Source organism: Paenibacillus wulumuqiensis, assembly GCF_000971965.1.
Classification (GTDB): domain Bacteria; phylum Bacillota; class Bacilli; order Paenibacillales; family Paenibacillaceae; genus Saccharibacillus; species Saccharibacillus wulumuqiensis.
This window is the reverse complement of record NZ_KQ040793.1, coordinates 381,414-407,105: the sequence shown is the minus strand read 5'-3', so window position 1 is coordinate 407,105 and position 25,692 is coordinate 381,414. Positions and strand designations below refer to the sequence as shown.

Annotated in this window: 26 protein-coding genes and 1 riboswitch; of the genes, 18 read left to right on the top strand and 8 right to left on the bottom strand. The window is 50.3% G+C overall.

Translation table 11 applies throughout. The annotated features are described in order from the left end of the window. Positions 1-149 precede the first annotated feature (149 nt). The 14 genes from WH45_RS04755 to WH45_RS04710 all read left to right on the top strand — a co-directional run bounded on the left by WH45_RS04755 (position 150) and on the right by WH45_RS04710 (position 13,668). Positions 150-1,649 carry a copper amine oxidase N-terminal domain-containing protein gene (locus WH45_RS04755; RefSeq protein WP_046213244.1) on the top strand — a complete coding sequence of 500 codons (1,500 nt, stop codon included), beginning with the start codon at positions 150-152 and terminating at the stop codon, positions 1,647-1,649. Positions 1,650-2,377: 728 nt separating this feature from the next. Next, entirely contained in the window at positions 2,378-3,379 is a 1,002-nt protein-coding gene (locus WH45_RS04750) for a hypothetical protein (RefSeq protein WP_046213243.1), read from the top strand. Positions 3,380-3,692: 313 nt separating this feature from the next. Next, the gene (locus WH45_RS04745; protein WP_046213242.1) at positions 3,693-4,673 is read left to right on the top strand and encodes an aldo/keto reductase; all 981 of its coding nucleotides are present in this window, start codon (positions 3,693-3,695) and stop codon (positions 4,671-4,673) included. Positions 4,674-5,461: 788 nt separating this feature from the next. Then, entirely contained in the window at positions 5,462-5,749 is a 288-nt protein-coding gene (locus tag WH45_RS04740; RefSeq protein ID WP_046213241.1) for a hypothetical protein, read from the top strand. Positions 5,750-5,866: 117 nt separating this feature from the next. After that, positions 5,867-7,819 (top strand): asparagine synthase-related protein, encoded by a 1,953-nt coding sequence (locus tag WH45_RS04735; protein ID WP_046213240.1) that lies wholly within the window; start codon positions 5,867-5,869, stop codon positions 7,817-7,819. Positions 7,820-7,848: 29 nt separating this feature from the next. Further along, the gene (locus WH45_RS23350) at positions 7,849-7,986 is read left to right on the top strand and encodes a paeninodin family lasso peptide (RefSeq protein ID WP_200897658.1); all 138 of its coding nucleotides are present in this window, start codon (positions 7,849-7,851) and stop codon (positions 7,984-7,986) included. A gap of 66 nt (positions 7,987-8,052) precedes the next feature. Next, the gene (locus tag WH45_RS23345) at positions 8,053-8,190 is read left to right on the top strand and encodes a paeninodin family lasso peptide (RefSeq protein WP_152663480.1); all 138 of its coding nucleotides are present in this window, start codon (positions 8,053-8,055) and stop codon (positions 8,188-8,190) included. Positions 8,191-8,252: 62 nt separating this feature from the next. Then, positions 8,253-8,387, top strand: coding sequence for a paeninodin family lasso peptide (locus tag WH45_RS23340; protein WP_145953903.1), 135 nt, complete (start codon positions 8,253-8,255; stop codon positions 8,385-8,387). Between the two features lie 57 nt (positions 8,388-8,444). Continuing rightward, positions 8,445-8,582, top strand: coding sequence for a paeninodin family lasso peptide (locus tag WH45_RS23335; RefSeq protein ID WP_152663479.1), 138 nt, complete (start codon positions 8,445-8,447; stop codon positions 8,580-8,582). 331 nt (positions 8,583-8,913) lie between these two features. Beyond that, the gene (locus WH45_RS04730) at positions 8,914-9,801 is read left to right on the top strand and encodes a phosphoenolpyruvate carboxykinase (ATP) (RefSeq protein WP_235338280.1); all 888 of its coding nucleotides are present in this window, start codon (positions 8,914-8,916) and stop codon (positions 9,799-9,801) included. 101 nt (positions 9,802-9,902) lie between these two features. After that, entirely contained in the window at positions 9,903-10,205 is a 303-nt protein-coding gene (locus tag WH45_RS04725; RefSeq protein WP_046213238.1) for a lasso peptide biosynthesis PqqD family chaperone, read from the top strand. Continuing rightward, positions 10,186-10,650 carry a lasso peptide biosynthesis B2 protein gene (locus WH45_RS04720; protein ID WP_407668013.1) on the top strand — a complete coding sequence of 155 codons (465 nt, stop codon included), beginning with the start codon at positions 10,186-10,188 and terminating at the stop codon, positions 10,648-10,650. The genes WH45_RS04725 and WH45_RS04720 overlap by 20 nt, the downstream gene beginning before the upstream one ends. A gap of 31 nt (positions 10,651-10,681) precedes the next feature. After that, complete coding sequence (locus tag WH45_RS04715; protein WP_046213237.1) at positions 10,682-11,875, top strand: nucleotidyltransferase domain-containing protein; 1,194 nt, start codon at positions 10,682-10,684, stop codon at positions 11,873-11,875. After that, entirely contained in the window at positions 11,872-13,668 is a 1,797-nt protein-coding gene (locus WH45_RS04710) for an ABC transporter ATP-binding protein (RefSeq protein WP_046213236.1), read from the top strand. Before WH45_RS04715 ends, WH45_RS04710 begins: the two co-directional genes overlap by 4 nt. A 225-nt stretch (positions 13,669-13,893) precedes the next feature. Here WH45_RS04710 and WH45_RS04705 read toward each other — a convergent pair whose 3' ends face one another. Continuing rightward, a complete protein-coding gene (locus tag WH45_RS04705; RefSeq protein ID WP_046213235.1) occupies positions 13,894-14,820 on the bottom strand; it encodes an aldo/keto reductase in 927 nt (308 codons plus the stop codon). 133 nt (positions 14,821-14,953) lie between these two features. Here WH45_RS04705 and WH45_RS04700 point away from each other — a divergent pair, with 133 nt between their 5' ends. Then, complete coding sequence (locus WH45_RS04700) at positions 14,954-15,787, top strand: AraC family transcriptional regulator (protein ID WP_046213234.1); 834 nt, start codon at positions 14,954-14,956, stop codon at positions 15,785-15,787. A 76-nt stretch (positions 15,788-15,863) separates the two neighbouring features. Here WH45_RS04700 and cysC read toward each other — a convergent pair whose 3' ends face one another. The 7 genes from cysC to WH45_RS04665 form a co-directional block, all read right to left on the bottom strand. Then, entirely contained in the window at positions 15,864-16,484 is a 621-nt protein-coding gene (gene cysC, locus WH45_RS04695) for an adenylyl-sulfate kinase (protein WP_046213233.1), read from the bottom strand. 208 nt (positions 16,485-16,692) lie between these two features. Next, positions 16,693-17,421, bottom strand: a complete 729-nt coding sequence (locus WH45_RS04690; protein WP_046213232.1) for a polysaccharide deacetylase family protein — start codon at positions 17,419-17,421, stop codon at positions 16,693-16,695. Positions 17,422-17,733: 312 nt separating this feature from the next. After that, a complete protein-coding gene (locus WH45_RS04685; protein ID WP_052723617.1) occupies positions 17,734-18,543 on the bottom strand; it encodes a hypothetical protein in 810 nt (269 codons plus the stop codon). A 119-nt stretch (positions 18,544-18,662) separates the two neighbouring features. Continuing rightward, positions 18,663-18,757: riboswitch (cyclic di-GMP riboswitch) on the bottom strand. 301 nt (positions 18,758-19,058) lie between these two features. Beyond that, positions 19,059-19,835 carry a peptidylprolyl isomerase gene (locus WH45_RS04680; protein WP_046213231.1) on the bottom strand — a complete coding sequence of 259 codons (777 nt, stop codon included), beginning with the start codon at positions 19,833-19,835 and terminating at the stop codon, positions 19,059-19,061. 180 nt (positions 19,836-20,015) lie between these two features. Continuing rightward, positions 20,016-20,939, bottom strand: coding sequence for an AEC family transporter (locus WH45_RS04675; protein WP_046213230.1), 924 nt, complete (start codon positions 20,937-20,939; stop codon positions 20,016-20,018). A 334-nt stretch (positions 20,940-21,273) separates the two neighbouring features. Further along, positions 21,274-21,555, bottom strand: coding sequence for a hypothetical protein (locus tag WH45_RS04670; protein WP_046213229.1), 282 nt, complete (start codon positions 21,553-21,555; stop codon positions 21,274-21,276). Next, complete coding sequence (locus tag WH45_RS04665) at positions 21,552-21,917, bottom strand: GIY-YIG nuclease family protein (RefSeq protein WP_046213228.1); 366 nt, start codon at positions 21,915-21,917, stop codon at positions 21,552-21,554. Before WH45_RS04665 ends, WH45_RS04670 begins: the two co-directional genes overlap by 4 nt. Positions 21,918-22,388: 471 nt before the next feature. Here WH45_RS04665 and WH45_RS04660 point away from each other — a divergent pair, with 471 nt between their 5' ends. The 3 genes from WH45_RS04660 to WH45_RS04650 are packed head-to-tail and all read left to right on the top strand — an operon-like array spanning position 22,389 to position 25,671. Beyond that, positions 22,389-23,096: a M50 family metallopeptidase gene (locus WH45_RS04660; RefSeq protein ID WP_046213227.1), complete on the top strand. Its 708-nt coding sequence runs from the start codon at positions 22,389-22,391 to the stop codon at positions 23,094-23,096. Continuing rightward, positions 23,093-24,457, top strand: a complete 1,365-nt coding sequence (locus WH45_RS04655) for a hypothetical protein (RefSeq protein WP_046213226.1) — start codon at positions 23,093-23,095, stop codon at positions 24,455-24,457. The genes WH45_RS04660 and WH45_RS04655 overlap by 4 nt, the downstream gene beginning before the upstream one ends. Positions 24,458-24,498: 41 nt before the next feature. Continuing rightward, the gene (locus WH45_RS04650; RefSeq protein WP_046213225.1) at positions 24,499-25,671 is read left to right on the top strand and encodes a pectin acetylesterase-family hydrolase; all 1,173 of its coding nucleotides are present in this window, start codon (positions 24,499-24,501) and stop codon (positions 25,669-25,671) included. Positions 25,672-25,692: the final 21 nt, after the last annotated feature.

Sequence of the window (25,692 nt, the reverse complement as noted above, 5' to 3'; positions counted from 1 at the left end):
CCATATTCGCTCTCCCGCAAGGCACAGCAAGCAGTACGGATAGCTAAATATTATACATCCATATTTACATAAAATTACAGTGTTATTTTACAAATGGTTGGCAAGCTGGGATAATGGAAAGGAATTCCGAATACGAAAGGGGATTAATCATGAAAAGGAAATTATGGATTACGCTTCCACTGGTACTGTTGTTAATCGTACTGTCCGGTTGTCAGGCGGTTGGGAATCTGGATATCAAAAATGCCATGATCCGCAATCTGGATGTCAAATCAATGGAATCCAGTCAGACGCTGTCGGTTCAGTTGACACCTTCCAGTACAGCCAGTGCAGATGACATCAAGATGGCTACCATCCTGAATTCGCTGCAGCTGAATATTGACAGTGCCAAACTTCAGGCAGACGGCAAGATCTCCGTAAAAGGTGCCGTACAATACAGCGGACAACAACTGCCATATCACCTCTATCTGGATGACAAAGGAATGACCATCGATCTGCAGGGCGCCAAACAGCCAATATACATATCTTTTGCCCTTAATGATTCGATGACCGGCTTGTCCGGGCTGAGCGGCAGCTTTGCCACCACTTCCCTCCAGGGAGAAGAACAGGAATTTGCCAAACAGATTATCTCTTTCCTGTACACTCATCTGCCGAACCCATCCGATATCTCGGTGAGTTCCGTACAGCAGGAGGTATATGGTGAGAATCTTGATCTGACCCAGCTGCATGTAGAGCTGACAGGACAGGAATTAATCACACTCGTTAAACCGTTTCTGAGCAGCATCTCGCAGGATGAGCAGGGAATGCGTCAGCTGATCGGTACCTTCTATGACTTTATGGCCTCTACTCTCAAAAAAGCCGGTGACCAATCATCGCTGGATTCGATGGGCAGCAGAGAGAAATTTGTAAATAACGGATACAAGGAAATCAGCAAAATGCTCACACTCGCTCTCAAAGAATATGACAGCCAGCTGGCTGAGCTGCAGGAATCGCCTGAATTCAATACCGTATTCGGTCCGAATACCCGTGTCAGCACCGATGTGTATTTTGACAAGGACATGTATATCCGCAAGCAGTCCATGGAGTTGACGATTGCACTGCCGGATACGGAATATACACCATTTAGCTCGATCCGTATTACGACAGCAAGTGAATCGTGGAATATCAACGGTAACGTTACTGCCGATCCGGTAGATACTGCAGGCGGCGTACTGCAGGTGTCCGAGAAGACTACGCCAGGTACGTTCCTGCGTAACTTTGAAGAGACATCTCCACTGTACATGCTGCTGAACAACATGAATGGCATTACCGAGAAAACGGCTTATTTCGGAGACTATGGCGACCATGACGATATTATTACCCGCAACCGTGTAACCCTGGTTCCGGCCAAGGATCTGGCTGAAGCGCTGGATGCCAAAATGGAATGGAATGCCTCCGCCAAGCAGCTCACCCTGACCGACGATATTACTGGCGCGGTAACTGTACTGAAGCTGAACTCCAACCAGGCGGTAGTGGATGGACAGACCCAGACACTGTCTTCCAAAGTGATTAATGTCAAAGGCAAGGTCTATGTACCCCTGCGTTCGGTAGCTGGAATCCTGGGTGCAACCGTGACTTCCGAAGGAAATGGCTTTACTGTACACCGTAAATAAGTTCACATTTATGCAAAACCATATAATAATAAAGAAAAGGACCATATCCCTGGGCGGATTGGTCCTTTTTCTTATATGAATTTTTACATAAAAATGCATATTACATGTCGAAAAAAGTCATATGAAAAGCATCGTAAAGAAAATAAGGAGGAAATAGCGAATAAAAACACCTGATATTCGGCCATATTCCGTCATTTAAAGGCAAAAAACGTAAAAAAAGATAAATGAGCAATTCGCATCATCTCAATTTGAGTAGATGGATGTAGAATTTATCCATAAATACTTTTTATTAGAAATATATAGGGATCGCAGTAAGAATTGTCCTCTATTGATGGGCAGAGACTTCTACATAGTTCTCTCCAGTGCACCTAACAACTGTGAAACCCGTATTTTCTGGAAACTTTGCATGGAAGGAGGAGACTGCCCTGCTTGAAGGCGAAAAAGCAGGGATTCAAAAAAAGTAAAAATAAATTGGAAAATTATAAAATAATATGTAATCAAGTGAGTCAACAATCTAAAATATGGTTATTTAACCGTCAGGGAAATATTCATTCATTTTTTGGGGAGAAATGGATGTAGACAGTATCATCAATCTTCAGACTCAGACGGTTCTATGGGAGTGGAACTGTAATTGGTACTCGATGATGTATTGCTCTTCTACAGAAAGCTATCCCATCCGCTTTACCACAAATATAAAGAACGATTGAATTCAAAAGGAGAGATTTAAAATGGGATTGCTTACTTTTAAAAATGGAATGGTACTGGCTGGCGCATTGTTTCTGGGGACTGTCTTTCAAGGTGGAACAGTGCATGCATTGCAATACGGTGGGGATATCGTACCAACACTAAGCAGCAGTGTTGGCAGCAATGGTACAGCCAAAGCCAGTGTAGAAGAAACAGGCTATGAAGCCTGGAGAGCTTTTGACAATAACGAAACCGACGACAGCTACTGGAGAGCACCGGCAGGCGGCATGTCCAGCCTGTCTTACGAACTGACCCAGAAGCAGGTTGTCAATAAATATACAGTACAGGCAGATACGTATGATGCAGCAGACGCACCGAAAAAATGGCAGTTCGCCGGCAAAATCGGCAGCAACTGGCTCGTGATCGATGAGCAGTCCAATCAAAGCGGCTGGGCACCAGGTGAGAAACGTACCTTTGAAGTGGATAATGATGTTGCTTACTCCGGTTATGCACTGTTCATCACCGGCAACAACGGCAGCAAATGGGTAGGAATCAATGACCTGGAACTGGCACAGTTTGATGGAAATACCAATATAATCCCGGCAATGAGTGCTCCATCACCGACGCCCGGTAACACAACTATGGCAGCCGGCGATACAGCTACGGCATCGGTCAATGCAGAGTCCGCCTGGAAAGCGTTTGATCATACGCTGAGCAGTGACAGTGTCTGGACATCCGATTCACAGCGTTATGTGGATGCATCCCTGACCTATACGTTCTCCAGCCCAAAAGTGATCAAAGGTTATGCAATAGCGGTAACCAGCAAACCGACGGCTCCGGTATCCTGGATGCTCGTAGGCTCCAATGATGGCAAAGAGTGGGAAGAAGTCATTCATGAAGTGAAATCCTCCATGCGTTGGGAGCCAGGCCAAAAGAAAATCTACGCTGTAGACAACGATAGTGCTTACAAAGCATACAAACTGATCATTAACCGCAATTCCGGTCCTACTCAGGTTGTGGTAAATGAATTTGAATTGTATCAATAAAAAGTGAAGGTAGAGGTAGAGAACTGTGGCAGTCAGTGTGCCGTTCCCTCTATAATATAAAGTGCGAAAATGGAAATACGGAATATGAGATGCTACAAGTACGTTTGTAAGAAGGAGCAGCCTATGCAGAGGCTGCTCCTTTTTTGGTTGCGCACCAGTCGGTGACTTGTCGGGGAGTGGTATGGGTTTATTTTAGAAGGAGACGCCCTGTCTGCCAGTTTTATGGGTAATGATACGATAGCTTGTGCTCACCGATGGAATTATGAGAATATAGGATGGAATAAGAGCGCTATCATAGACAGGAGGAAATACAATGACCAAGATTATGCCACTGGCCCAGCGCGGAATTTCAAATAGCCGTCTGGCCCTGGGATGTATGCCTTTTGGAGGCGGCTGGGATCGGACGCCATTTACCGATGAGCATGTTAAGGAAGCGGAAGCTGCGGTGGATGCTGCACTGTCGATCGGCATTACCATGTTCGATCATGCGGATATTTATACAAAAGGTAAGGCCGAGCAGGTATTCGGCCGTGTGCTGCATAACCGTCCGGAACTGCGTGAACAGATCGTTATCCAGTCCAAATGCGGGATTCAGCTGCAGGACGATGAACTGCCTGGCCGCTTTAATTTCTCGCGGGAACATATTCTGAATTCGGTCGATGGCAGTCTGGAGCGCCTGGGCACCGAGTATCTGGATGTACTGCTGCTGCATCGCCCGGATCCGCTGGTGGAACCGGAAGAGGTCGCTGAAGCTTTTGCTGCGCTCAAGGCTTCCGGTAAAGTACGCTATTTTGGCGTATCCAATATGAGTGCTGCACAGATCGCTTTCCTGCAGCAGGCGATACCGGATTCCTTTGCAGTGAATCAGCTGGAGATGAGTCTGGGACATCTGCACTTTGTCGATCAGGTTGTACATGTGAATCAGGCGGCCGGCACGTCAGTCAACTTTGCAGAGGGACTGATGGAGTACTGCCGCACACAGCATATTCAGCTTCAGGCGTGGGGGCCGCTCGCACAGGGCAAATTCTCCGGTCGCAATGTGGACAAAGAACCCGAGCATATCCAGGCGACTGCCCGGCTCGTACAGCAGCTGGCGGATGAGAAGGAGACAACTCCCGAAGCGATTGTGCTCGGCTGGCTGATGCGCCATCCGGCGATGATTCAGCCGATTATCGGTACGGCCAATCCGCAGCGGATTCAAGCCTGTCAGGATGCCGAACGCCAATCCGAGCTGATGACCCGGGAAGAATGGTATAGTCTGTATGTAAGCGCAAGAGGAGAAGTCCTGCCTTAAAAATCAAAATTCAGGTTTCGAGAGCAGGCCATAACTACGGCCTGTTCTTTTTTATGACAAGAATACTTAAAAAAGTAAATGGATGTCCCGTTTGAAGATGTGGATATGGAAGTAGAAAAAAATGAGATTAAAGGCAAAGCTTACATAAGAAGTGAGCAAAATGCAAAAGAATAAGGAAAGCCTGGTCAGATAGCCAAATTTTGAAATATTTTAATTAGGTATATAAATAGAACATACGATCTTATGTTGGAATAAATAGCATAAATTATTACAATAAAATATCTTTTGTAACAAAATTGTAATAAAATAAAACGCTTACTATTTTCCTACTACCAAAGTTTATGAAAATAAAAAAGGAACAATAGACCATGATTATAAGTTAGCAAATACCCTTATGTTATAAGGGTTTAGATAATTACTTTTACTTAAAATACCATAAATGTAAGATGAGAATCTAAGCTGTACTAGGACTTTCGGCATTTATGCATTTAACGAAAAAAATAATTTATCTTAGTAATTGGAAAATTTATCATGTAAATTATTCGATTAGAGTATATAATATGTTACAAATCAATAAAGTTATTCAAAACGAATAACAATTGGGTAAAGGTAACAATGAGCAAATTTGCTTGTCGATCAATTACCGGCCCTGCTACTTGTTCAATAACCGATTCATCCAATGGTTGTTGTATGAAGAGATGGATATACGTTTTCCCGTAAACGGTTCAGGTCTGACAGCGGATGTAAATGTTCGCAGCGGATAGAGAGTGGACAGGAGGAGAAAACAAATGGTAACTGCGGATGGCAAAACTAAGTTAGTGAATAAACGGTTAATTCGTGCGCAGCAATCGGATGGTTCCCCAACCCTTACTGCCGGAGAGCCGGATCACACGATTAATACTGCTGCATGCAGGTATCCATCCTGTGCATTATCGGAGACAGAGGCATATCAGGTTATCTCTTTCATTGAGCATCATCAACTGCGTCTGCTCCATTACAGAGAGCAGCGTGATCAGCTCAAGCAGTACAGCGAACAGCTGCTGCGCGAAATACCGACAGCTTCTTGTCTGCATTAAGGCATCAGCGGACATCATATATATACAGCCTGATAACAGAGCTGTTCATTAATAAATAATAGATGATTTATAAATACACAGATATCGAAATAACTAATCACCAAAGGGGGTGCAGGCATGAGTGCAACAGCTGGAATCTGGGACATGGCCGGACGGCATAACAGCGAGGAGCTGCAGCAGCAGGGCAATCGTATGATGCAGAGTATGGAGAAATATCCTGCTGATGCTTCGGTAGTATGGCAGGGAGAACATCTTTTCCTCGGCTGCCATGACCAGTGGGTGACACCGGAAGCGGTGAATCAGCAGGTGCCCTATTATGATGCGGTTCGGCGGATGGCGATCACGGGCGATGTCATTATCGACAATCGTGAAGAGCTGTTCGGCCAGCTGGGATTGAATGCTTCCATGATCGATATGCCGGATATTATGCTGCTGCTGCATGCCTACGATAAATGGGGCGAGCAGATGCCGCGTTATCTGAACGGTGACTTCGCTTTTGCGATCTGGGACGAATCCAGACAGCAGCTGTTTCTGGCCAGAGACTGGTCAGGTAACCGGACGCTCTACTATTACCAGACCGCAGAAAAATTCATGTTTGCCAGCACGATGGAAGCCCTGTTCCAGACCGGTGATGTGAGCAAGAAATTGTCCACTCCGTGGATGGCGGAATTCCTGACTACAGTCGCCATGGAAGAATCAACCGATATCCAGGCGACCGTGTACGAGCAGATCAAGCAGCTGCCTCCGGCACATGCGATGGTGCTGTCTGCGGACAAATCATCCATTTACCAGTACGGAACCCTGCTGCCGGATGAACTGCTGCGGCTCAAGTCGGATGGCGAGTATGTGGAAGCATTCCGCGACGTATTTGAACGGGTTATTCGGGCCAAGGTTCGTACCCGTCACGGCATAGCAGCTACACTGAGCGGTGGACTCGATTCCGGCAGCGTCGTCAGCTATGCAGCGAAAATTCTGTCCGGTCAGAACAAGCCGATTCATACATACAGCTTTGTGCCCATTCCCGGCTTCAAAGACTGGACCTCCTCACGGCTCATGGCCAATGAACGGCCATATATCGAAGAGACCGTGAGACATGTCAGCAAAATCCATCCTGTGCATGATACGTACATGAATTTTGCCGACCGCAGTCCGCTCAGTGAAGTGGAACACTGGCTTTCCCTAATGGAGATGCCTTACAAGTACTTTGAGAATTCCTTCTGGATTCGCGGTATTTTCGAACAGGCGCAGAAGCAGGGAGCGGGTGTACTGCTCACCGGAGCACGTGGGAACTTTACAATCTCCTGGGGGCCGGCGATTGAATACTATGGCGAGATGCTCAAGAAATTCCAGTGGATTCGCCTGTATCAGGAAATGAAGCTGTACAGCCAGAATGCCGGCATACGGCGCAAGAAGATCATTCAGCAGATTCAGCAGTCCGCTTTTCCCAAGCTGAGCCGCAGTACCCGTGATCTGGGACGGCCGGATGCGCTGAAATGGATTAATCCGGAGCTGGCTGAGCGAACCGGGATGGCGGAGCGAGTACGACGAGCCGAGCTCGATCTGGTTGGCAGCGATACGATGAGCGACCAGGATATCCGTCTTGGCAAGTTCTCCAACCTGGCGACAGCCAACAAGGATGGTGCAGTTACCTCCAAGATCTCAATGGGCTACGGCGTCTGGGAACGCGACCCAACCAACGATCCGCGGATTATCAAGTTCTGTCTGTCGGTTCCATATAACCAGTATGTACAAAATGGAATGGACCGCGCGCTCATCCGGCGTGCAACAGCCGGAGACCTGCCGGACAAGATCAGGCTCAACCAGAAAGTACGCGGTCTGCAGCCTGCCGACTGGGTACAGCGTATGCTGCCGATGTGGCCTGCCTTTACGAGCGAGATCCGCGAGATCTGCCAGGACCCGGCAGCTGCGCAGTGGATGAACACCGGCAATATTATGGAAGCTCTGAAGGAAGTGGGAGATTCACCAACCGCTGAAGCGGCATTTAATCCGGCTACACGCTTGCTGATGCGCAGTCTCATTATGGGACGCTTTATCCGCAGCTTAGCATAGCAAGGTATACCCTATAAAGGAGGTGAATAATGAACATGACAAAAATGGAATGGCAAGCTCCGGAAATGCAGGTCCTGGATGTGAATGAGACTGCAGCTGGTAAAGGCTGGAGAGTCATTGACTGGGTTACTTACGATGATGCTGATCTGTACAACCCGGGCAGCTAATTGTCGCATGTTAAAGGGGTAAGTTGCACGACCAATCTATCCAAAACATTTGAGGAGGAAATACTCATGAACCAAGAAAAAATGCAATGGCAAGCTCCAATGTTGGAAGTTTTGGATGTCAATGAAACAGCAGCTGGTAAAGGCTGGAAAGTCATTGACTGGGTTACTTACGATGATGCTGACCTGTACAACCCAGGTAGCTAATCCATTTCCATTAAAGTGACAGGCTCACCCCTGAATCCAAAACATTTGAGGAGGAAATAATAATGAACCAGGAAAAAATGCAATGGCAAGCACCATCCTTGGAAGTTTTGGACGTGCATCAAACAGCAGCTGGTAAAGGTTGGAGAGTCATCGACTGGGTTACTTACGACGATGCGGACCTGTACAACCCGAGCTGATTTCCATATCTTATCCATAGCAAATTATTCTATTTAACGAGTAAGGAGGAACACAGGATGAACAACGAAAAAATGCAATGGCAAGCTCCAGCGCTGGAAGTTTTGGAAATGAACGAAACTGCGGCAGGTAAAGGCTGGAAAGCAATTGACTGGGTCACTTATGATGACGCAGACCTGTACAATCCAGGCAGCTAATTGATTTAGTGCCAGGTAAAGGCTGAAAGGTCATCGACGGAGTCGAATATAAATGATGCAGATTTGCGTAAGTCTTGCTGATTGTTTTTGGTAAGCAACCTGTGTTGCTTCGTAAGACCAGCAATAATGTAATTCTCAAAGTGACCCTTATACCTCAAAAATGTATAAGGGTCCATTTTCTTCAACAGGATTTTGACATGACGGAATCACCGGTGTGCATTAAGTTCCTGAAGCGATACGCGAAGGAACCTATCGGGAGGTTATTACTATTAACACGATCCAACAAACCGTATACCAAGCCTTTGGTCTGCGAATTAAAAGCGAAATTTCCTTGCCTGAGCTACAGCAAGTTAATAATACAAATAGATCAGCTGATGTGACCGTCCGCTTTGCGGATTTATCCCAATGGGCGGAAGCAATCTCTACCCGTGAAACGAACTTTACGATGCAGCCTCCAGGCTTTATGTTTCAGATGCCGGATACCGGCATATTCTGTATTCATGAAGGCAGCAGTATCGTGATCGATCCATCTCCTCAGGTCAGTGAAGCCAAGCTGCGCCTGTTCGTACTGGGCACCTGCATGGGCATTCTGCTGATGCAGCGTGACATTTTCCCGCTGCATGGCAGTGCGCTGCTGATCGAAGGTCAAGCGTATGCTTTTGTCGGTCATTCGGGAGCGGGCAAGTCGACGCTTGCGGCTACATTTATGCAGGCCGGCTATCCGCTGATCACCGATGATGTGATTGCCGTGAATTATGAGAATGGAGTACCGCATGTGTATCCGGCCTACCCGCAACAGAAGCTGTGGCAGGAGAGTTTGAATCATTTCGGAATGTCATCGGATCAGTATTCGACCCTGCATGATGAATACGATAAATTCGCGATCCCGGTCGGCGACCGCTTTTACAATCAACCAGTGCCGCTCGCTGGCGTATTTGAACTGGTGAAGACCGATGCACCGGAAGCGAGCATTACGGAACTGAACCGGCTGGAACGGCTTCATATTATGCTGGCCCATACGTTCCGCGGTGCGATCGTGCCGCGCCTGGGGCTGAAGCAGCGTCATTTCTCCCAGATCGCCGCACTGGCAGGGGAACTGGACGCGTACCAGATCCAGCGCTCCACGACTGCTTTTACCGCACCGGCTATTATGGACAAGGTATTGGACATTATCCGTTCCAAAAATCACGCCGCATCCCGCTCCGGCAGCAATGGCTGAAGGCAGAGAGAGGAATGGGCCAAGGAGATAAAAAGCCTACCCTATATCGAGATACCCATGTCTGACCATATACCAGCTTACGAGCGAAAGGGGAACCATTAATGTCTAAAAACCTGATCAATGCCGAACAGAAAATTACCCAGAATTCCAACTATATCGCCAGCGATATGAATGGAGAAAAAGTCATGCTGGATATCGAATCCGGCAAATATTACAATCTGGGCGCTATTGGAGGCCGAATCTGGGATATCAGCGAAAATCCTGTTACCGTCGATGAGATTGTAGCTGTACTGGTGCAGGAATACGAAGTTGAACCGGAAGTATGCAAGCAGCAGGTGAGCACATTTGTAGAAAAAATGCTGCAGGAAGGGCTGGTTGAGGTCAATGGCGCAGCCGTTCGCTAAATTGTCCAAAGTAGCCAAACTGCGCAGCTATCCGGCTTCGATGCGCAAGCTGATGCTGGAAGCCCTGTTCTACCTGGCCTGGGGGCGTATCATGAAGATGCGTCCTTTTGCCAAGGTATCGCCTTCTCTCGGTGATTACATGCAGGAGACCTCGTATGAGTCGGACCGGGATGCCCATCGTGAGGCGGTACAGATCTCCAAAGCGCTGCATCTGGTTAGTCCGCATGTATTCTGGGAAACGGAATGTCTCGTTATGGCCTTTGCCGCGATGAAAATGCTTGAACGCCGCAAGCTGCCGAGCACGCTCTATCTGGGCATGCGTCGTGACGCCAAAGGCAGCAATGCCGCCCATGCGTGGCTGAGAAGCGGGCGCTTTTACTTAACCGGCGCCAAGGAAATCGAGCAGTATACGGTTGTCGGACGATTTGCCAAGCAATTTAACTGATTATTACGAATACGGAATAAAGGAGTAAGCCATGAATAAGGAATGGGGCCTTGATCTACGGAACTTCCCTGTCGAATTGAAACTGATGTTGGGTTCAATGAAGGATAAGCCTGCTGACCTGTTACTGGCTGGCATGGGGCCAGCGCTGGACTGGCAGGAGTTCAGTTCGCTGTCCATGCATCACCGGGTCTATCCGACCATCCATGCGCATCTGTCCCGGCAGAGCGAGCTGCTGCCCAAGGAAACGATGCAGTGGCTGAATCACAGATATCATCATAATACATTTACCATGCTGCAGCTGAGCGGCCAGATGCAAAAGGTCAGCCAGAAGCTCTCGGATGAGAAGATCCCGGCTCTGCAGCTCAAAGGACCGGTACTGGCCCAGCTGCTGTATGGTGATCTGTCCCGCCGCACGTCCAAGGATCTGGATGTGCTCGTACCTATGGACCGGATCGAAGAGGCGGAGCAGGCGCTGCTGGAGCTTGGTTATACGAAGACCCAGGCAGTGGACCGTGCGCTGGATAAGTGGAAATGGCGCTATAATCATGAATCATACACCCATGAACGCACCGGGGTGGAGATTGAGCTGCACTGGCGGCTGAACGGGGATGCCGGCGCCGAGCAGAGCTTCGATGATCTGTGGGCACGCAGACAGACGCTGACGTTTGGCGGAACGGCGGTGCATATGCTTGGCAAGGAAGATCTGCTGATCTACCTCGCTGTTCATGGAGCACGTCATGCCTGGTTCCGGCTGCGCTGGCTGGCCGATATGGACAAGCTGGTCCAGATGGATATCGATTGGGAGCTGCTGAGCCGTCTTGTTCGCCAGTACAAATGCAGTCATATTATCGGACAGGCCTTCCTGCTGTCGGCTTCCCTGCTGGAGACACCGGTGACGCCACAGATGGAAGCGCTGATGAATCGGCCGCGGGCGAAGGATCTTGCCCAGCGGGTCATCGTCTTCATCCGGGAGAAGGTAAGCCTATGCCCGGAACCCGAGACCGAGCAGCTTGCCCAGAAATACCGTTCCTACCAGTATGCACTGCGTACGAACGGACAGAAAGCACTGTTCTGGTGGCGCAAGATGACACCGGATGCCTGGGATATGCAGACACTGCCGCTGCCTAAGCCGCTGCATTTCATGTATTATCCGCTGCACCCGTTTCTGCTGCTATACCGTCGTAACCAGCGCCGCAGTGCCCTGCAGCGGGAGGTGGGACAGTGAATGAGCTTCGCAGTTATGTAAATGAACTCCGTCAATATGGCGGCAAACGGATCTATTTCTATATCGGGCTTATGCTGGTCATCAGTCTGCTCGATATGGTCACTCTGTATATGCTGGTACCGCTGCTTAGCCTGATTGGTGTATTCGGCGGTGGTGGCAGCAGTACGCTGCCGATGGCCGGACTGTTCGAACCGCTCAAGCAAATGCCGGTCACCACGACGCTAATTATCATTTTGTCCGTCTACAGTCTGCTGACGATTATGCAGGGACTGATGCAGCGCAAGCAGGCCATTATGGGCGCCGAGATCCAGCAGGGATTTATCAAAAACCTGCGTCTGCGTGTGTATCGCTCGATTATGCGCTCCAACTGGTCATTTTTCCTGCGCAAGCGCAAAGCGGATCTCAGCCATATGCTGACTACCGAACTGGCCCGGGTCAGCCAGGGTACCAATCTGGTGCTGATGCTGTCCACTTCGCTGCTGTTTACCGTGATTCAGATCGGATTCGCCATGGTACTGTCATTCAAAATGACGCTGCTGGTGATGATCGGCGGCGGATTGCTGGCGCTGTATTCGCGCAAATTTGTTCGCAGATCCAAATCCTACGGGGACAAAATGACCCAGCTGTCGCAGGACTATTTCTCCGGGATTCAGGAGAACCTGAATGGCATCAAAGATATCAAAAGCAATATGCTGGAAGCATCGCATTTTGACTGGTTCCGCAAAATGGCCAACAAGCTGGAGTATAACCTGATTCAGCAGATTCGCCTGAATTCGGCAACACAGCTCATCTACAAGCTGATCTCTGTCGTATTTATCGTGGGCTTTATCGTATTGTCTGCGCAGGTATTCAAGCTGCAGCCGGAGCGTTCGGTGCTGATCGTGCTGATCTTTGCCCGGTTATGGCCGAGATTCAGCGGGATTCAGTCGTATCTGGAATACATAGGTGCACTGCTGCCTGCATTCCGCGCATTGTCCAAGCTGCAGGCCGAATGTGAACAGGCCGAGGAATCGTATCGTCCGGTCGGCTACGGTCAGGGACCGGTCCAGCCGCTGCAGCAGGGAATCCGCTGTGAGCAGGTATCGTTCCGCTACAGCGAAGAGCATGGCAATGCCCTTCAAAATATTAATTTGTTCATTCCGGCAGGTCAGATGACCGCTGTCGCCGGCCGTTCGGGAGCAGGCAAGAGTACGCTGATCGATATGCTGATGGGACTGATGGAGCCGCAGGAAGGCCAGGTTACGGTAGATGGAGAGGTGCTGACCGGAGAACGTCTATTGTCCTGGCGCAATTCGATCGGTTATGTCGCTCAGGAGCCGTTTCTGTTCCACAGCAGTATCCGCGAGAATCTGCTGCTCGTGAAGCCGGATGCGAGCGAGGACGAGCTGTGGGAAGCATTGTCCTTTGCCGCCTGCGAGGAGTTTGTTCGGCAGCTCCCGGGTGGGCTGGATACGGTCATTGGGGACCGGGGAGTCCGCCTGTCCGGAGGAGAGCGTCAGCGTATCGTGCTGGCCCGTGCCATTCTGCGCAAGCCGGAAGTGCTCATTTTGGATGAAGCGACCAGCTCGCTGGATACCGAGAATGAAGCCAAGGTGCAGCTCGCTCTCGAGAAGCTCAAAGGCAAGATCACACTGATCGTTATCGCTCACCGTCTGTCCACGATCCGCAACGCCGATCAGGTCATCGTCATGGATCACGGTCAGATCGTACAGCAGGGTGGATTCAACCAGCTGTCCAACGAGACCAAAGGCACGTTCCACCAGCTGCTGGCGTATCAGACGGCTGCCCAGTAATACCGCCTGGAAGTGCAGGTGCAGCATGGGCTATAGTCATAGTTGAATACCCATCGTAATAGCAAAAAGGAACAGATGACTGCCTATGCAGTGTAATCTGTTCCTTTTTTTTGACTGCATATAAACATGTACATGCATATAACCATGTAAATTAAAAATGATATAGAAGCGATCGCTTGGCTTTTCCTTGCGATATCCGGTATAACCCGTCTACGCTTTTCATCCTTATTTCAGATCCAGCCAGTCTACTTCTTCACGGGACAGGGTAATGCGGGCTCCTTCATCACAGGACAGCAGCTCCTCACGATTCTGTGCGCCGATCAATGCACATGTCGGAAATGGCTGATTGAGCACATAGGCGAGCGCGATCTGGATGGGAGTCGTCTGCTTCTGTCCGGCCAGCTGCTCCGCCCGGTGTAGGCGCTCCCAGTTGTCATCGCTGTAGAACACACGTACCAGATCTTCATTGTCCCGTACTTCCGGGGTGAAGCGTCCGGTAAAGAAGCCCCTGGCCTGGGAAGACCAGGACAGCAGCGGCAGCTGCGTCTGTTCATGCCAGTCCAGCATCTGACGATCAGCGGAGACGCAGCCTGGCCAGAATGGTTCATTGGCTTTGGCCAGACTAAGGTTCGGACTGCTGAAGCTGAAGCCGGTGAGTCCATGGGAAGCTGCGTAATCATTCGCTTCCTGCAGACGCTGCCAGGTCCAGTTGGAAGCTCCAATCGCTCTGACCCGCCCGGCTTCCAAATGTTCGTTAAGCGCTTCCAGAATAGTGCCTACAGCAATGGATGGATCATCACGATGCAGGGCATACAGCTCCACAGAGTCGGTCTGCAGCCGTTCCAGGCTGGTCAGCAGATCGCTGCGAATTGCTTCGGCATTCACACGAGGTCCATTCTGGTCATGATGCGCACCCTTAGTCAGTATCACGATGGATTCCCGGTTGCCGCGCTCCTGCATGTATTTGCCCAGCACTTCCTCACTCTCACCACCGCAGTAAATATGGGCAGTATCGATCGTGCTGCCGCCAATCGACAGAAAAGCATCCAGATTGCCTGCCGCTTTCTCGTACGTATCATGTCTGAAGTAGTCGGTACCTTTGATCAGCCGGGAGACCGGTTTGCGGGCGCCTTCAATTTGGATATATTCCACTTGGTATCGCTTCCTTTCGCAGAGCAGATTTCTTTACTTGTATATTGTGATTATAATGAATTCAAAAACGCTTGGAAATGATAATATATTGAATAAGGTTAACACAATATTGTCATTAGGGAAGGTGGGCAAGATGAGACAGACCGTACTGCTTACCCTGCAGGAACAGCCGTATTTTTGTCTGCCGGAGTCGATCGGGCACTACCAGCAGCAGCCGGAACATACCGTCCTGAGGGAAGAGGGAGCGCTGAATAACTTCAATATTCATTATGTAGCTGCAGGGAAAGGATATGTGGAGGTTGAAGGAACGGTACATGAGCTGCGCAGCGGCCAGGCGGTGCTGTATTTTCCGCATCAGCGTCAGCGATATTACAGCAGTGAAGATGATCCGTGGGATGTGCGCTGGGTTCATTTCTATGGGGAACGTCTGCATGACTATATGATCGAGCGGGGATTTCACCGGCATCTGCTGTGGACGCTGCGTCAACGGGAGGCATGGGAGATGGCGCATCTGGCTCTGTTGGAAGAGGCAGAGCAGCACCGGATGCTGCACCCGGCACTGTTATCCACCCTGACTTATGCCGTACTGGCGGAATTTGTCCATCAGGCAGTGCCGCTGAAGAACCGACGGGCCGGCCAGGCGGAGAACCGGATATTAAGCCTGCTGCCGCAGATGCAGCAGGAAGCCTGTGAACCTTTTCTGCTGCAGGACTGGGCGGACCGGGCAGGTGTGAGTGTGCATTATTTCTGCCGTCTGTTCAAAAGTGTAGTCGAGATGACGCCGCTGGAATTCGTCACCCGTTCACGATTGCAGATGGCCAAGCAGTGGCTGCTGGAGCGACCGGACCGCCATATCGGCCAGATCGCTGAGGATGCGGGCTATCCGAGTGTAAGCTATTTTAACCGGCAGTTCCTGACCCGGGAAAAGATGACCCCGACCGAGTACCGCAGACTGTACTGGAGCTGAAGCTGCTTCTGGTCGATCAGCCATCATCGATCCTTTTATATGGCTGTGAATGGGAGCAGCTTCAGCAGTCATTGGATTAGCGCGATACATCCATGCTTGGCATGCCTGCCAGTTCCAGCGTCTCCATGATCAGCATGACGGATTCCTCGACAGACAGGAACTCGGTGTTAATAACCAGCTCCGGCTGCTCCGGTACCTCATAGGGAGCACTGACCCCGGTAAATTCGGGAATCTCGCCGCTGCGGGCCCGGCGATAGAGTCCCTTGGGATCACGCTGTTCACACACTTCCAGTGAGCAGTTGACATAGATCTCGCAAAAGTCCTGCGGCTGGAACATCTCCCGGACCATTTGCCGGTCGGGCGCATGAGGAGAGATCAGGGCGGCGATAACGATCTGTCCGCTATCAAGCAGCAGACGGGCGACTTCTCCGATCCGGCGCAGATTCTCCCGGCGATCCTGCGGAGCAAAGCCAAGGTCTCGATTCAGCCCCTGGCGCATTCGGTCTCCGTCCAGTACATAACCGAGCTGTCCACGCAGGAACAACTCCTGCTCCAGTGCAAAAGCGAGTGTCGACTTGCCTGATCCGGGCAATCCGGTCAGCCACAATACCCGTCCTCTTTGTCGATAATGCCGTTCGCGATCGGCACGTGTAACAGAAGGATAGCCTGCTGTTACATGACGCTGTGATTCTGTCATAATTATGCTCCTTTATTCACCAGATGGATTTACTTTATCATAACAGCAATGCTTCCTGATTGTCTCTAGGCGATGTCTGCGGATACAGGGAGGAATGATGATGCCAACAAATAAAATCACCCCATCCACAGCGAATGTTCTTTCGCTGTGGATGGGGTGATGGGTTGATCTATGCTGATTGCTGTATTCTGGGAGCCATTACAGCGGCTTAGCGTCTGTCATTCCAGAAGTTCAGGGGACGTACCTGCTTGTCCAGTATTTTGAACTGGTAGCCTTCTGCCTTGAGCTCCTTGAGTACGGATGGCAGTACTTTGAGGGTGGCCGGCTGATCATGCATCAGTATAACCGGGTCCATGCCGCGGCGTTCAGCGGATTTCACTTCGCTCATGACGTTGTTGTAGACCTTCTGGTGGTCTTTTTTGTATTTCCAGTCGAGGGAATCCACATTCCAGTCCCACAGATGGAAACCGCCAGTGCTCAGCATAATATCCCGGTAGGATTTTTTGAGATACGGTTTGCTGCCATAAGGAGTACGGACGAGGCTGGTGTACTTGCCGGTTACCTTGTGCAGGCTCTCATTTGCACCTTTCATTTCCTTGTAGGCGCTGTATGGAGAGCTGTAGAACTTGCTCACCACATGAGTGACACCATGCAGTCCAAGGCCGTTGCCTTCTTTGACAATTCGCTTGGTCGCTGCAGGAAAACGTTCCATATGCGGTCCAAGCATAAAGAAAGTCGCTTTGGCATTGTACTGATCGAGAATATCAAGCAGCTGCATCGTATGTGCGGTCGGTCCATCGTCAAAGGTCAGATAGATCACTTTGGACGAATGCGATTTGTTCTTGCTGATGCCTTCCGACTTGGCAGCAGTTGCTGTCTGGGGAATCAGCAGTACGGCGATGAGTAGAACGAGTAACCATTTTTGCTTATGTAACATGAATAAGACGCTCCTTACCTGCAATTTTCTGTATCCATCATAACAAGACTGGAAGCTATGAATCTTCCGTAAATGGATACTATTGCATAACATTTTTGTTACATTAATCGCCAGGAAACTACAAAAACGTCAAATTGCGAATATTGAAAATTAAAGAACCAGGACTAAAGACAGAGAGATAAGCAGCTGGTCGTATATGCCCTGGTATACTATACAGACGATTGTAATATATAGACGCTTACATAAAATAAACCGAAGAAGCCTGGAAGAGATAGACTCTTTTCCAGGCTTCTTCGGTCATAGATAGTATTCTTACTGCTGCATGAGTGCAGACCAGCCGGCATAATCATGCACGGCAATTCCGGCAAACGATTCATGCGTGCCAGCCTGCTTGATCACTGTGGCAAGCTGGTTGTTCAGATAGGCAGCGCCTTCTTCGTGGAAAGTAATATTATCACCTTCCGCCGAAGGATTGGTCTCTACCCCTACATAGACAGGTGTGCCGACAGCATCACCTTCGGCGAGCTGGGCTTCGGCGACATCCAGAATTCCGGAGGCGGTATCACGGTAAGCCATGATTGTAATGGAATCGTACTGCTGCATCATCCAGCTGCTGAGCGTCGCAGATTCGTCTGCGGTCAGCAGGGTATGCAGCCAGAACGGGATATCGGCAGAAGCGGGGATATGCAGTGCGCGTGCAGCCTGTACGACCTGCTGCACACTTTGCTGCCAGCCGGCGATAACACTGGTCTGGTCACTGCGCCATTCGGGCAGCAGATAAGGCTCGATATCGATGTGGATACCGCTAAACTTCTTATCTGCAGAGGCAGTATTCTGATACGTGGCAATCCAGTCAAGCGTGGCCTGAAGTTCATGACGCCGGGAATCCAGCGCCCAGGAGGGAGCTCCATCCAGTGCCTGCACGGCAATTCCCTGGGCGGAAGCGGCAGAGATAAAGCGGTGATAGTAATCAGCATCCAGATCGGCATTGACCTGCAGGTAGATCAGATTCACGTTCTGGGCTGCTGCAAAAGATAAAATACTGGCGGTAGAATCCACAATCAGCTGTGTATTCCACAGCCAGGTCGCTTTCTGGGCCGATTGGGCATGAGCGGATGTCATCGGGAATCCTCCTAGCAAGAGTAATAGCACTATAGAGAGGATACCCATTTTGTGTCGGAAATATACAGTGTTTCTCATGGTGAATCGGACTCCTTCGAGTCATACCGCATCAGGTATTCATCGGCAACCGGCTGTCATAGCGCGATCCTGCCCATCACACCTTAGACCCTTGGCTTTGCGTCTTCACCTTTCGGTGAGTTTGCCCTGATTAAATATGATAAGCAATATAGTCACATGCATTCTCCGGGAGATTGCATAGCATATATATCGTCGCATTAGCTAAGTTTCTAAATAGAATATTCATAATTTATACGACAAAAATTGACATTTTTATTGATTGAGTGAACAGCCGTAACGGTGTATGCAGAAGAATAGAAACGATACGGCGTATAAGTACCAGTTGGTAAGAATCCTACCATTTGCAGAAGCAGTAAATGGCAGGAGGCTGTACAGTAGATAGAAATGAATGCAGCAAAAAACCGGCGCCATGGAAAGCGCCGGTTCGGTGTGCTGTCTTATTTTGTTTTCTCGGGTTCCGGATAGTCCACACCTTTGGTGTCTACCGTTACTTTTTTCATTACAGGAGGAGTCTCCGGTTTGTCATTCGCGCCTCTTGGCAGATTGACGATTTTGTTGACTTCATCCATGCCGCTAATCACTTTACCAAATGCTGCATACTCACCATCCAGATGCGGAGCGTCCGCTACCATCAGGAAGAACTGGGAGCCGGCAGAGTTCGGATCGCCTGCACGTGCCATCGACAGTACGCCTGCCGTATGCTTCAGATCATTTTGCACGCCATTGGACTTGAATTCGCCCGGAATACTGTAACCCGGATCACCGGAGCCATCGCCTTTGGGATCGCCGCCCTGGATCATGAAGCCCGGGATGACGCGGTGGAAAGTGAGGCCGTCATAGAATCCTTTTTTGACGAGAGAAATAAAGTTGTTGACGCTGTTCGGTGCAGCTTTGGGATACAGCTCGATCTCGATCTTCTGGCCGTCGTCCATTTCAACGGTAACGATTGGATCATTGGCCTGCTTGAAGTCGGCGGAATTGTCGTTTGCGGATTCGGTCTGTGCCGTATCTGTCGCCGCAGAGCCGGTCTCGCTGGAGCTTTCCGTAGAACCGGTGCTGCCGCTGGAGCCGTTTGTCTCCGTGCCTGTGGAAGTTCCGGTCTGGCCGGAAGTGGAACTGCCTGTTCCATTGTTGTTGCCGCAGCCTGCGATGATCAGGAACAGCGCTGCAAATACGAGTACAAATACAACATTTTTACGCGATTGGCGTAGCATAGATGTGCTCACTCCTTATGGGTTATAAGTTCCTCAGCACGCCGTCTGCCGTTACGCGAAATGGCCGGTATTTCACCGGGATATGACGCATAACAGACAGGCCGTACTGCAGGACATATACTATGACTTTAAACCAAGGCAGGGGGATGAAGCAAATATGGACGTAAACGGATATTTTATTTACTGTAGATGTCCGGACAGGGCAATAACCGCCGTAATTGTAAATACATTGACAATCGTGGAGATTAGTACCGTCTGGGCGGCAAAGTCCGGTTCGTTCCGGTACTCTTCCGCGAGTATCGAGGTGTTGACGCCTGTCGGCATGGCAGAAGCGATGAGCAGCGCCTGAGCCGGAATACCGTGCATATCGAGCAGCAGAATCAGCGTCAGCCCGATCAGCGGGCCGCCGAACAGCCGCAGTACCATGCTGATATAGATATCACTGCGATAGAGCCGCAGCGGATACTTGACGATCTGCGCGCCAAGCGTGATCAGCGCGATTGCTACCATGGACTGCTGGGCATAGGTGAGCGGCTGGGCGAGTACGGTCGGCAGCGGAAGCGCCAGCGCATGCATGATTAGACCGAGTGCGAGCGCATAGGGAACCGGCATTTTCAGGAATCCGATAAGGACGCTGCGATAATTGCCCTGCAGCCGGGAACCCTGGATGGAGATAACTCCATATGTAAAGGTCAGCAGGCTCTGCAGCGACATGATCAGCGCCTGCATGGAGGCCGCCAGCGGCTCTCCGCTGAAGACAAGCTGATTGACCGGCAGACCGTAATTGCCGGAGTTGTCTAGCATGATGCTATTATTAAAAGCCGCCTTTTTCCCGGCTTTGTAGCCCATGATTTTGGAGGTGAGGGAGCCGAGAATGTACAGAATCAGCACATACAGCGCATAAAAAAGGATAACACTGCCGAGCAGCTCGGGATTCATATTGGAATGATACAGACTCATAAAGACCGTCGCCGGCGTAATGCAGTAAAAGTTGATTTTGGATAACGTGTACAGATCCAGCTGGAAAATCCGCTGCAGCACCGAACCGACAATGATCAGCACGATGATCGGCAGAACCACACTGTACAGAATGGTTAAAAACAAGGGATTCACTTCTTTCTATGTGTGTTCTCGCTATAGCTGTTGCCATGAAGCACTCCTGTGCCGGTGTCTCTCTGTCCCGGCAGTCTGGTAAAAAGTATAACATAGTCTTCCATGCGAAAAAGGCCATCATGGGATTTGACAGAAGTTACTCTTCCAAATAAAACGGGGCTGTAGTTATGTATATATGGTTATGTATATAAAAAGGAACAGCAGCTTCTCGATCATTCCGTATGCGGATATGCAGGTCATCTCGCTGCACAGCAAAAAGACAGAAATCCATGTACCCGATTTCTGCCTGATCCAGGCGGATTGAACTGTCCGTCTACTTCCTTGTCTATATCCATACCAGTGTGTCCTTACTGTATCCAATCGGCCAGTGGCCTGCTTCATACAGCCGGATTATCGTCTGCCAGCGTACCTTCTGCTGCAGCTTCATCCATTCCGGCAGTACCGGCTCTATGAAGGCCTCCCGCACATCCGGCAGCTGCATATTATAAAGAAAAGGCGAAGCCGGGTAGGAGATCAGCGTTGTCAGTTCTTCGGTTGGCGTCTGACCGAGGGAAGCGAAAAAGGCTATCCGGGCGATCCGCTCCCGCTCATGATCCAGATCCATCATACGGAAGTGTTTTTCTGAAGCGGCAGATACAGATGAACGCCTTCACTGCGCAGGCGCTCGGTCCATTCTTCTTCCTTTTCCTGCAGTTTGTCCTTCATTCGTTCATACGGATTCTCCAGCGGCTTCAGCACTTCCAGTACATTCACCTCAAATTGGTCCTTGCCCAGCCGTGTCCAGTCCGCCTGCAGCTCCCGATGAATAAAGCTCCCCAGCTCCAGCGAAAACAAAGACCCATTAATGGTGCGAAGATTAGGCGTACTGGTCACCCATACCTTTTGCTCTGGAATATTACGAACTTCATAAATGCCAGCCTGTATCGGCATCTCCTTGTACTGCTCCTGCAGTTCTTTTCTGCGATCCATTCTGTTCAACTCCTGTAATAGACTTTTAATAGATGTATACCAATATAATATAGATAATAATTATAAATGTCTAGTTAATAATTAGATGAGATAGCAGAAATGCAGAAGAAAGGTCAAGCTGTTGGCAAATGGGTAATAATAAGCGTTTGGCACCTAAAACGCGGGGTACAATGAAAAGCGATTTTTGCGGAGCAAAATATCGTACTACTTAAGCGTTTGGCACTTGAAACGCGGGGTACAATGAAAAGCGATTTTTGCGGAGCAAAATATCGAACTGCTTAAGCGTTTGGCACCTAAAACGCGGAGCAATTGTATTGCACGATAGCGAACGTTAAAATAAAGGAAACCACTATTTGCCGCCTATCCTCAGGTGCGCTGAACATATATGGAAACAGACCCAACATGCACAGGGAAGCATGTCCTTCCTTTTTTCCACAAATAGAATGAAAAAGCATATAAGGATGTGGAGTATTGAATAAATGGCTTAAATTGATATTGCTGCTCGTCGGATCAGCTGTTCTTACGAGGCTGATTCCGTTTTCCTCGCTGTTCCGCAATCTGGATACAATGATCCATGAGTTCTGCCATGCGATCGTGACACTGATGACCTCCGGGCGTGTCAACCGGATTGAGCTCAATGCCGATCACAGCGGCGTCACCTATTCGATGATTACGTCAGCCTGGAGCGGACTGCCGATCGGGCTGGCTGGGTATATGGGTTCTTCGTTATTCGTCATCTGGCTGTTCTATCTGTACCACAAGCGGCAGCAGCGGATCGGTATTATCGTTACTGCCGGTATAGCGCTCATTATGCTGCTGCTGTATGTACATCAGGGATTCGGGGTCATCTGGCTGATCGGATTCGTGATTGTGAGCATTCTGATGCTGATCAGTCCGGAGTGGCTGCGCAACGGCTATTATTTGCTGGTTATGTTTTTGACACTGGAAGAGTCGGTACTGTCTTCTCTGACCATTCTGATTATGGCGGTCACCCAGCCGGGGGCGGCAGGGGATGCGACCGGATTGGCACGTCAGTTCATGCTGCCTGCTGTAGTGTGGGGCATTGTATTCGCCGGGTTCTCGCTGTGGTGTGCCAAAATCTCTGCCCAGCTCTTCCTGCGCCAGCGTAAACCGCTGCGTATTGGCAGCTCTTCAAAATTAGGAGGAGGAGCCAGATGAATGATTCGATCTATCGCAGCCGCCCATGGGCGATGCGAGGCGCAAGTATCCAGATTGATCCGTTATTCCCTTATTATGCGGACCGTTCCCCGGACAGTATCGCGGATGAGCTGATGCTCGCCGGTTACCGGACCGTGCACTATTTTGTCGTCAATGAGCAAAAGGTCGACCAGTGGCTCGTCGAAGCCCTCCAGAAAAGGGAAATCGCGGTCTGGGCACTGGTGCTCGGCAACGGAACGTTCAGCGTAGAGCATGCACCGCCATCCTGGGCTTCCTGGAAAATGGAGCTGCTGCGTCCGATTAATGATGGATTCGAACGGTTTTCCCATTTCTCGGCAGATTATATCCAATGGAAAAAGGAAGTACTCTCCTACCTGCTGGAAAATGTGCCGTTCGACGGGGTGGAAGTCGCCGAGCCGTATTTCCCGGAATGGAACGGCATTGCGCGCGGAGTATACGGCGATGTGGGACCGCTGGCCAGACAGGCTTTTCGTGAACGATATGGGGAGAACATTCCCGAATTTGTAGATGAGTCGGCCTCCAATTATTACAAGCGTGTTCCCGATATTTACAAAGCATGGACCGATCTGCGTGTCGATGCTGTCAATCATCTGATCGATGAGCTGATCAACGGGGAGCGAGGAGCCCGTCAGGTGCGTCCCGATATCAGGGTAGCGACCTGGTCGCTGGCTGTTCGGGAAGCGGATGCCGTGGCCAAGTTGCGCGAGTGGCAGGGACTGGACCCTTTGTCCATGATCGAGCGGGTACGTCCGGATATGCATGTACTGCAGACACACTGGCCGGATTGGATGAAAAGGGGGCTTGGTGTCGACTATATCCGTGAATACGAGTCGGTCGCTGCACCGATCCGGGAGCGTCATCCCGATCTGCCGCTCGGCATACAGGCGGATATCGGCTCCAAAGCGAGTATGATCAAAGGACGCCGCTGGGTGGATGACTTTGAACATCAGGCGTATGCGCTTGGTTATCAGACATGGACCGCGTATGAATACCATATTGGCGGCTATATGTATGCCGAGCCGCCTTTGCCGTCTTCCGGGCTGCTGCTCGATGAAGATGAAGTGATGATCACCTACAATAAGCGGATTGACCCCGATTCGGTCGGCAGTGTGCTGCTGTACCCGTCCACCGGTCTGAGCAAACCGCGTGAATGCAAAGTCAGCCACTCGGCCGTGGACGGCAACCGGCTGTTCCTGCGTTTTACCCGGCCGCTGCCGGCGGCACCTTTCCAGCTGGAAATCCGTGATATCCGCGACACCCCGGACCTGTGGCTGCTCAAAGGCCGCAAGGCCAACCGTACCCCGCGCAAAACACGGGTGACGGTCATTCGTCAAAGCTAACCTGTATGCTATGCAGAGAGTAATAGAAAAGAGGAAACAACATGATCGTGTCCGGTGTCGAATGGTTGATGCTTGCTGTGGTCCTGATCGCCATTATCGTCTTTATTATCAAGCGTCCGTCGCGTGTCATCCGTTTTGATGATTCCCCGCTGTATAAATGGAGCCGGGTCGATCTGAGCGGCCGGGCGGTATCGGGAGATGGTTCGTCTTACTATCTGCTGACCAAGCGGGGGCGCAGCAACAACCTGATCGTTTATTTTTCCGGCGGAGGGATCAGCTGGAACCGCAATACGGCGACCAAGCCGTTTGGACTGCGCACATTGCTGCATAACCATGAGCTGGGGTATTATTTTGCCAATATCCCTTTCTACAAACCGGATCTGCTCGGCGGGATACTGGATAATCAGCGCAAGGACAATCCGTTCCATGACTGGAATATTATCTATATCCCGTATGCGACAGGTGATTTCCATATCGGGGATCATCAGGTGAAATACAAAGACCGCGGCAAATTGAGCTTTACCGCCCATTACAGCGGCCGGGCCAATACGCTCAAGGGACTTGATTGGATGTTCAAGCATGTGCCTGCACCGGACAAGCTGTTTATCGCTGGAGCGAGTGCCGGCGGATTCGGTTCGGCATTCTGGGCACCATATATAGCGGAGCATTATCCTGAGGCCAAGCTGTACCATTATGCGGATGGCGCCTATCTGTCGTCCCATCAGTGGCCGCATATTATTGATGAAGTATGGAAAGCCGACTTTCTCCGGCGGTACGGGTACGAGATTGAGGACGATATTATCGCTGCCGCTTTCCGGGCCAATCACCGGATGCTGCCGGAAGGAACGGTGCTGCTGCAGTCGAATACCGTATACGACAAAGTGCTGCCTTCCTATGAAGCCCTGCTTAATCAGCGGACGGAGGGGCTGGTCAGCGATGATCTGGAGATTACCAACGAATGGTCGCTTGGCATGCTGAACTCGGCACGCCGGCTGCAGGAAGAACTGCCGGAATATTACTTTTTTATCACGGATTATGGGGTAGGCAGCGGCAAGAAAAGACGCGGTACACCGCATACGCTGTCCCCTTACAAAGTGTTCTATTCCGCTCAGGAAAGCGGCGTCAAGCTAAGTCGCTGGCTGGGTGATATCGTCAATGAAGACAAGCGCTACTCGGTCGGCAAGGAATTCGTGGAATTCCCGGGACGCGAGTAGACAAGGGCTCCCCCGGGCCTG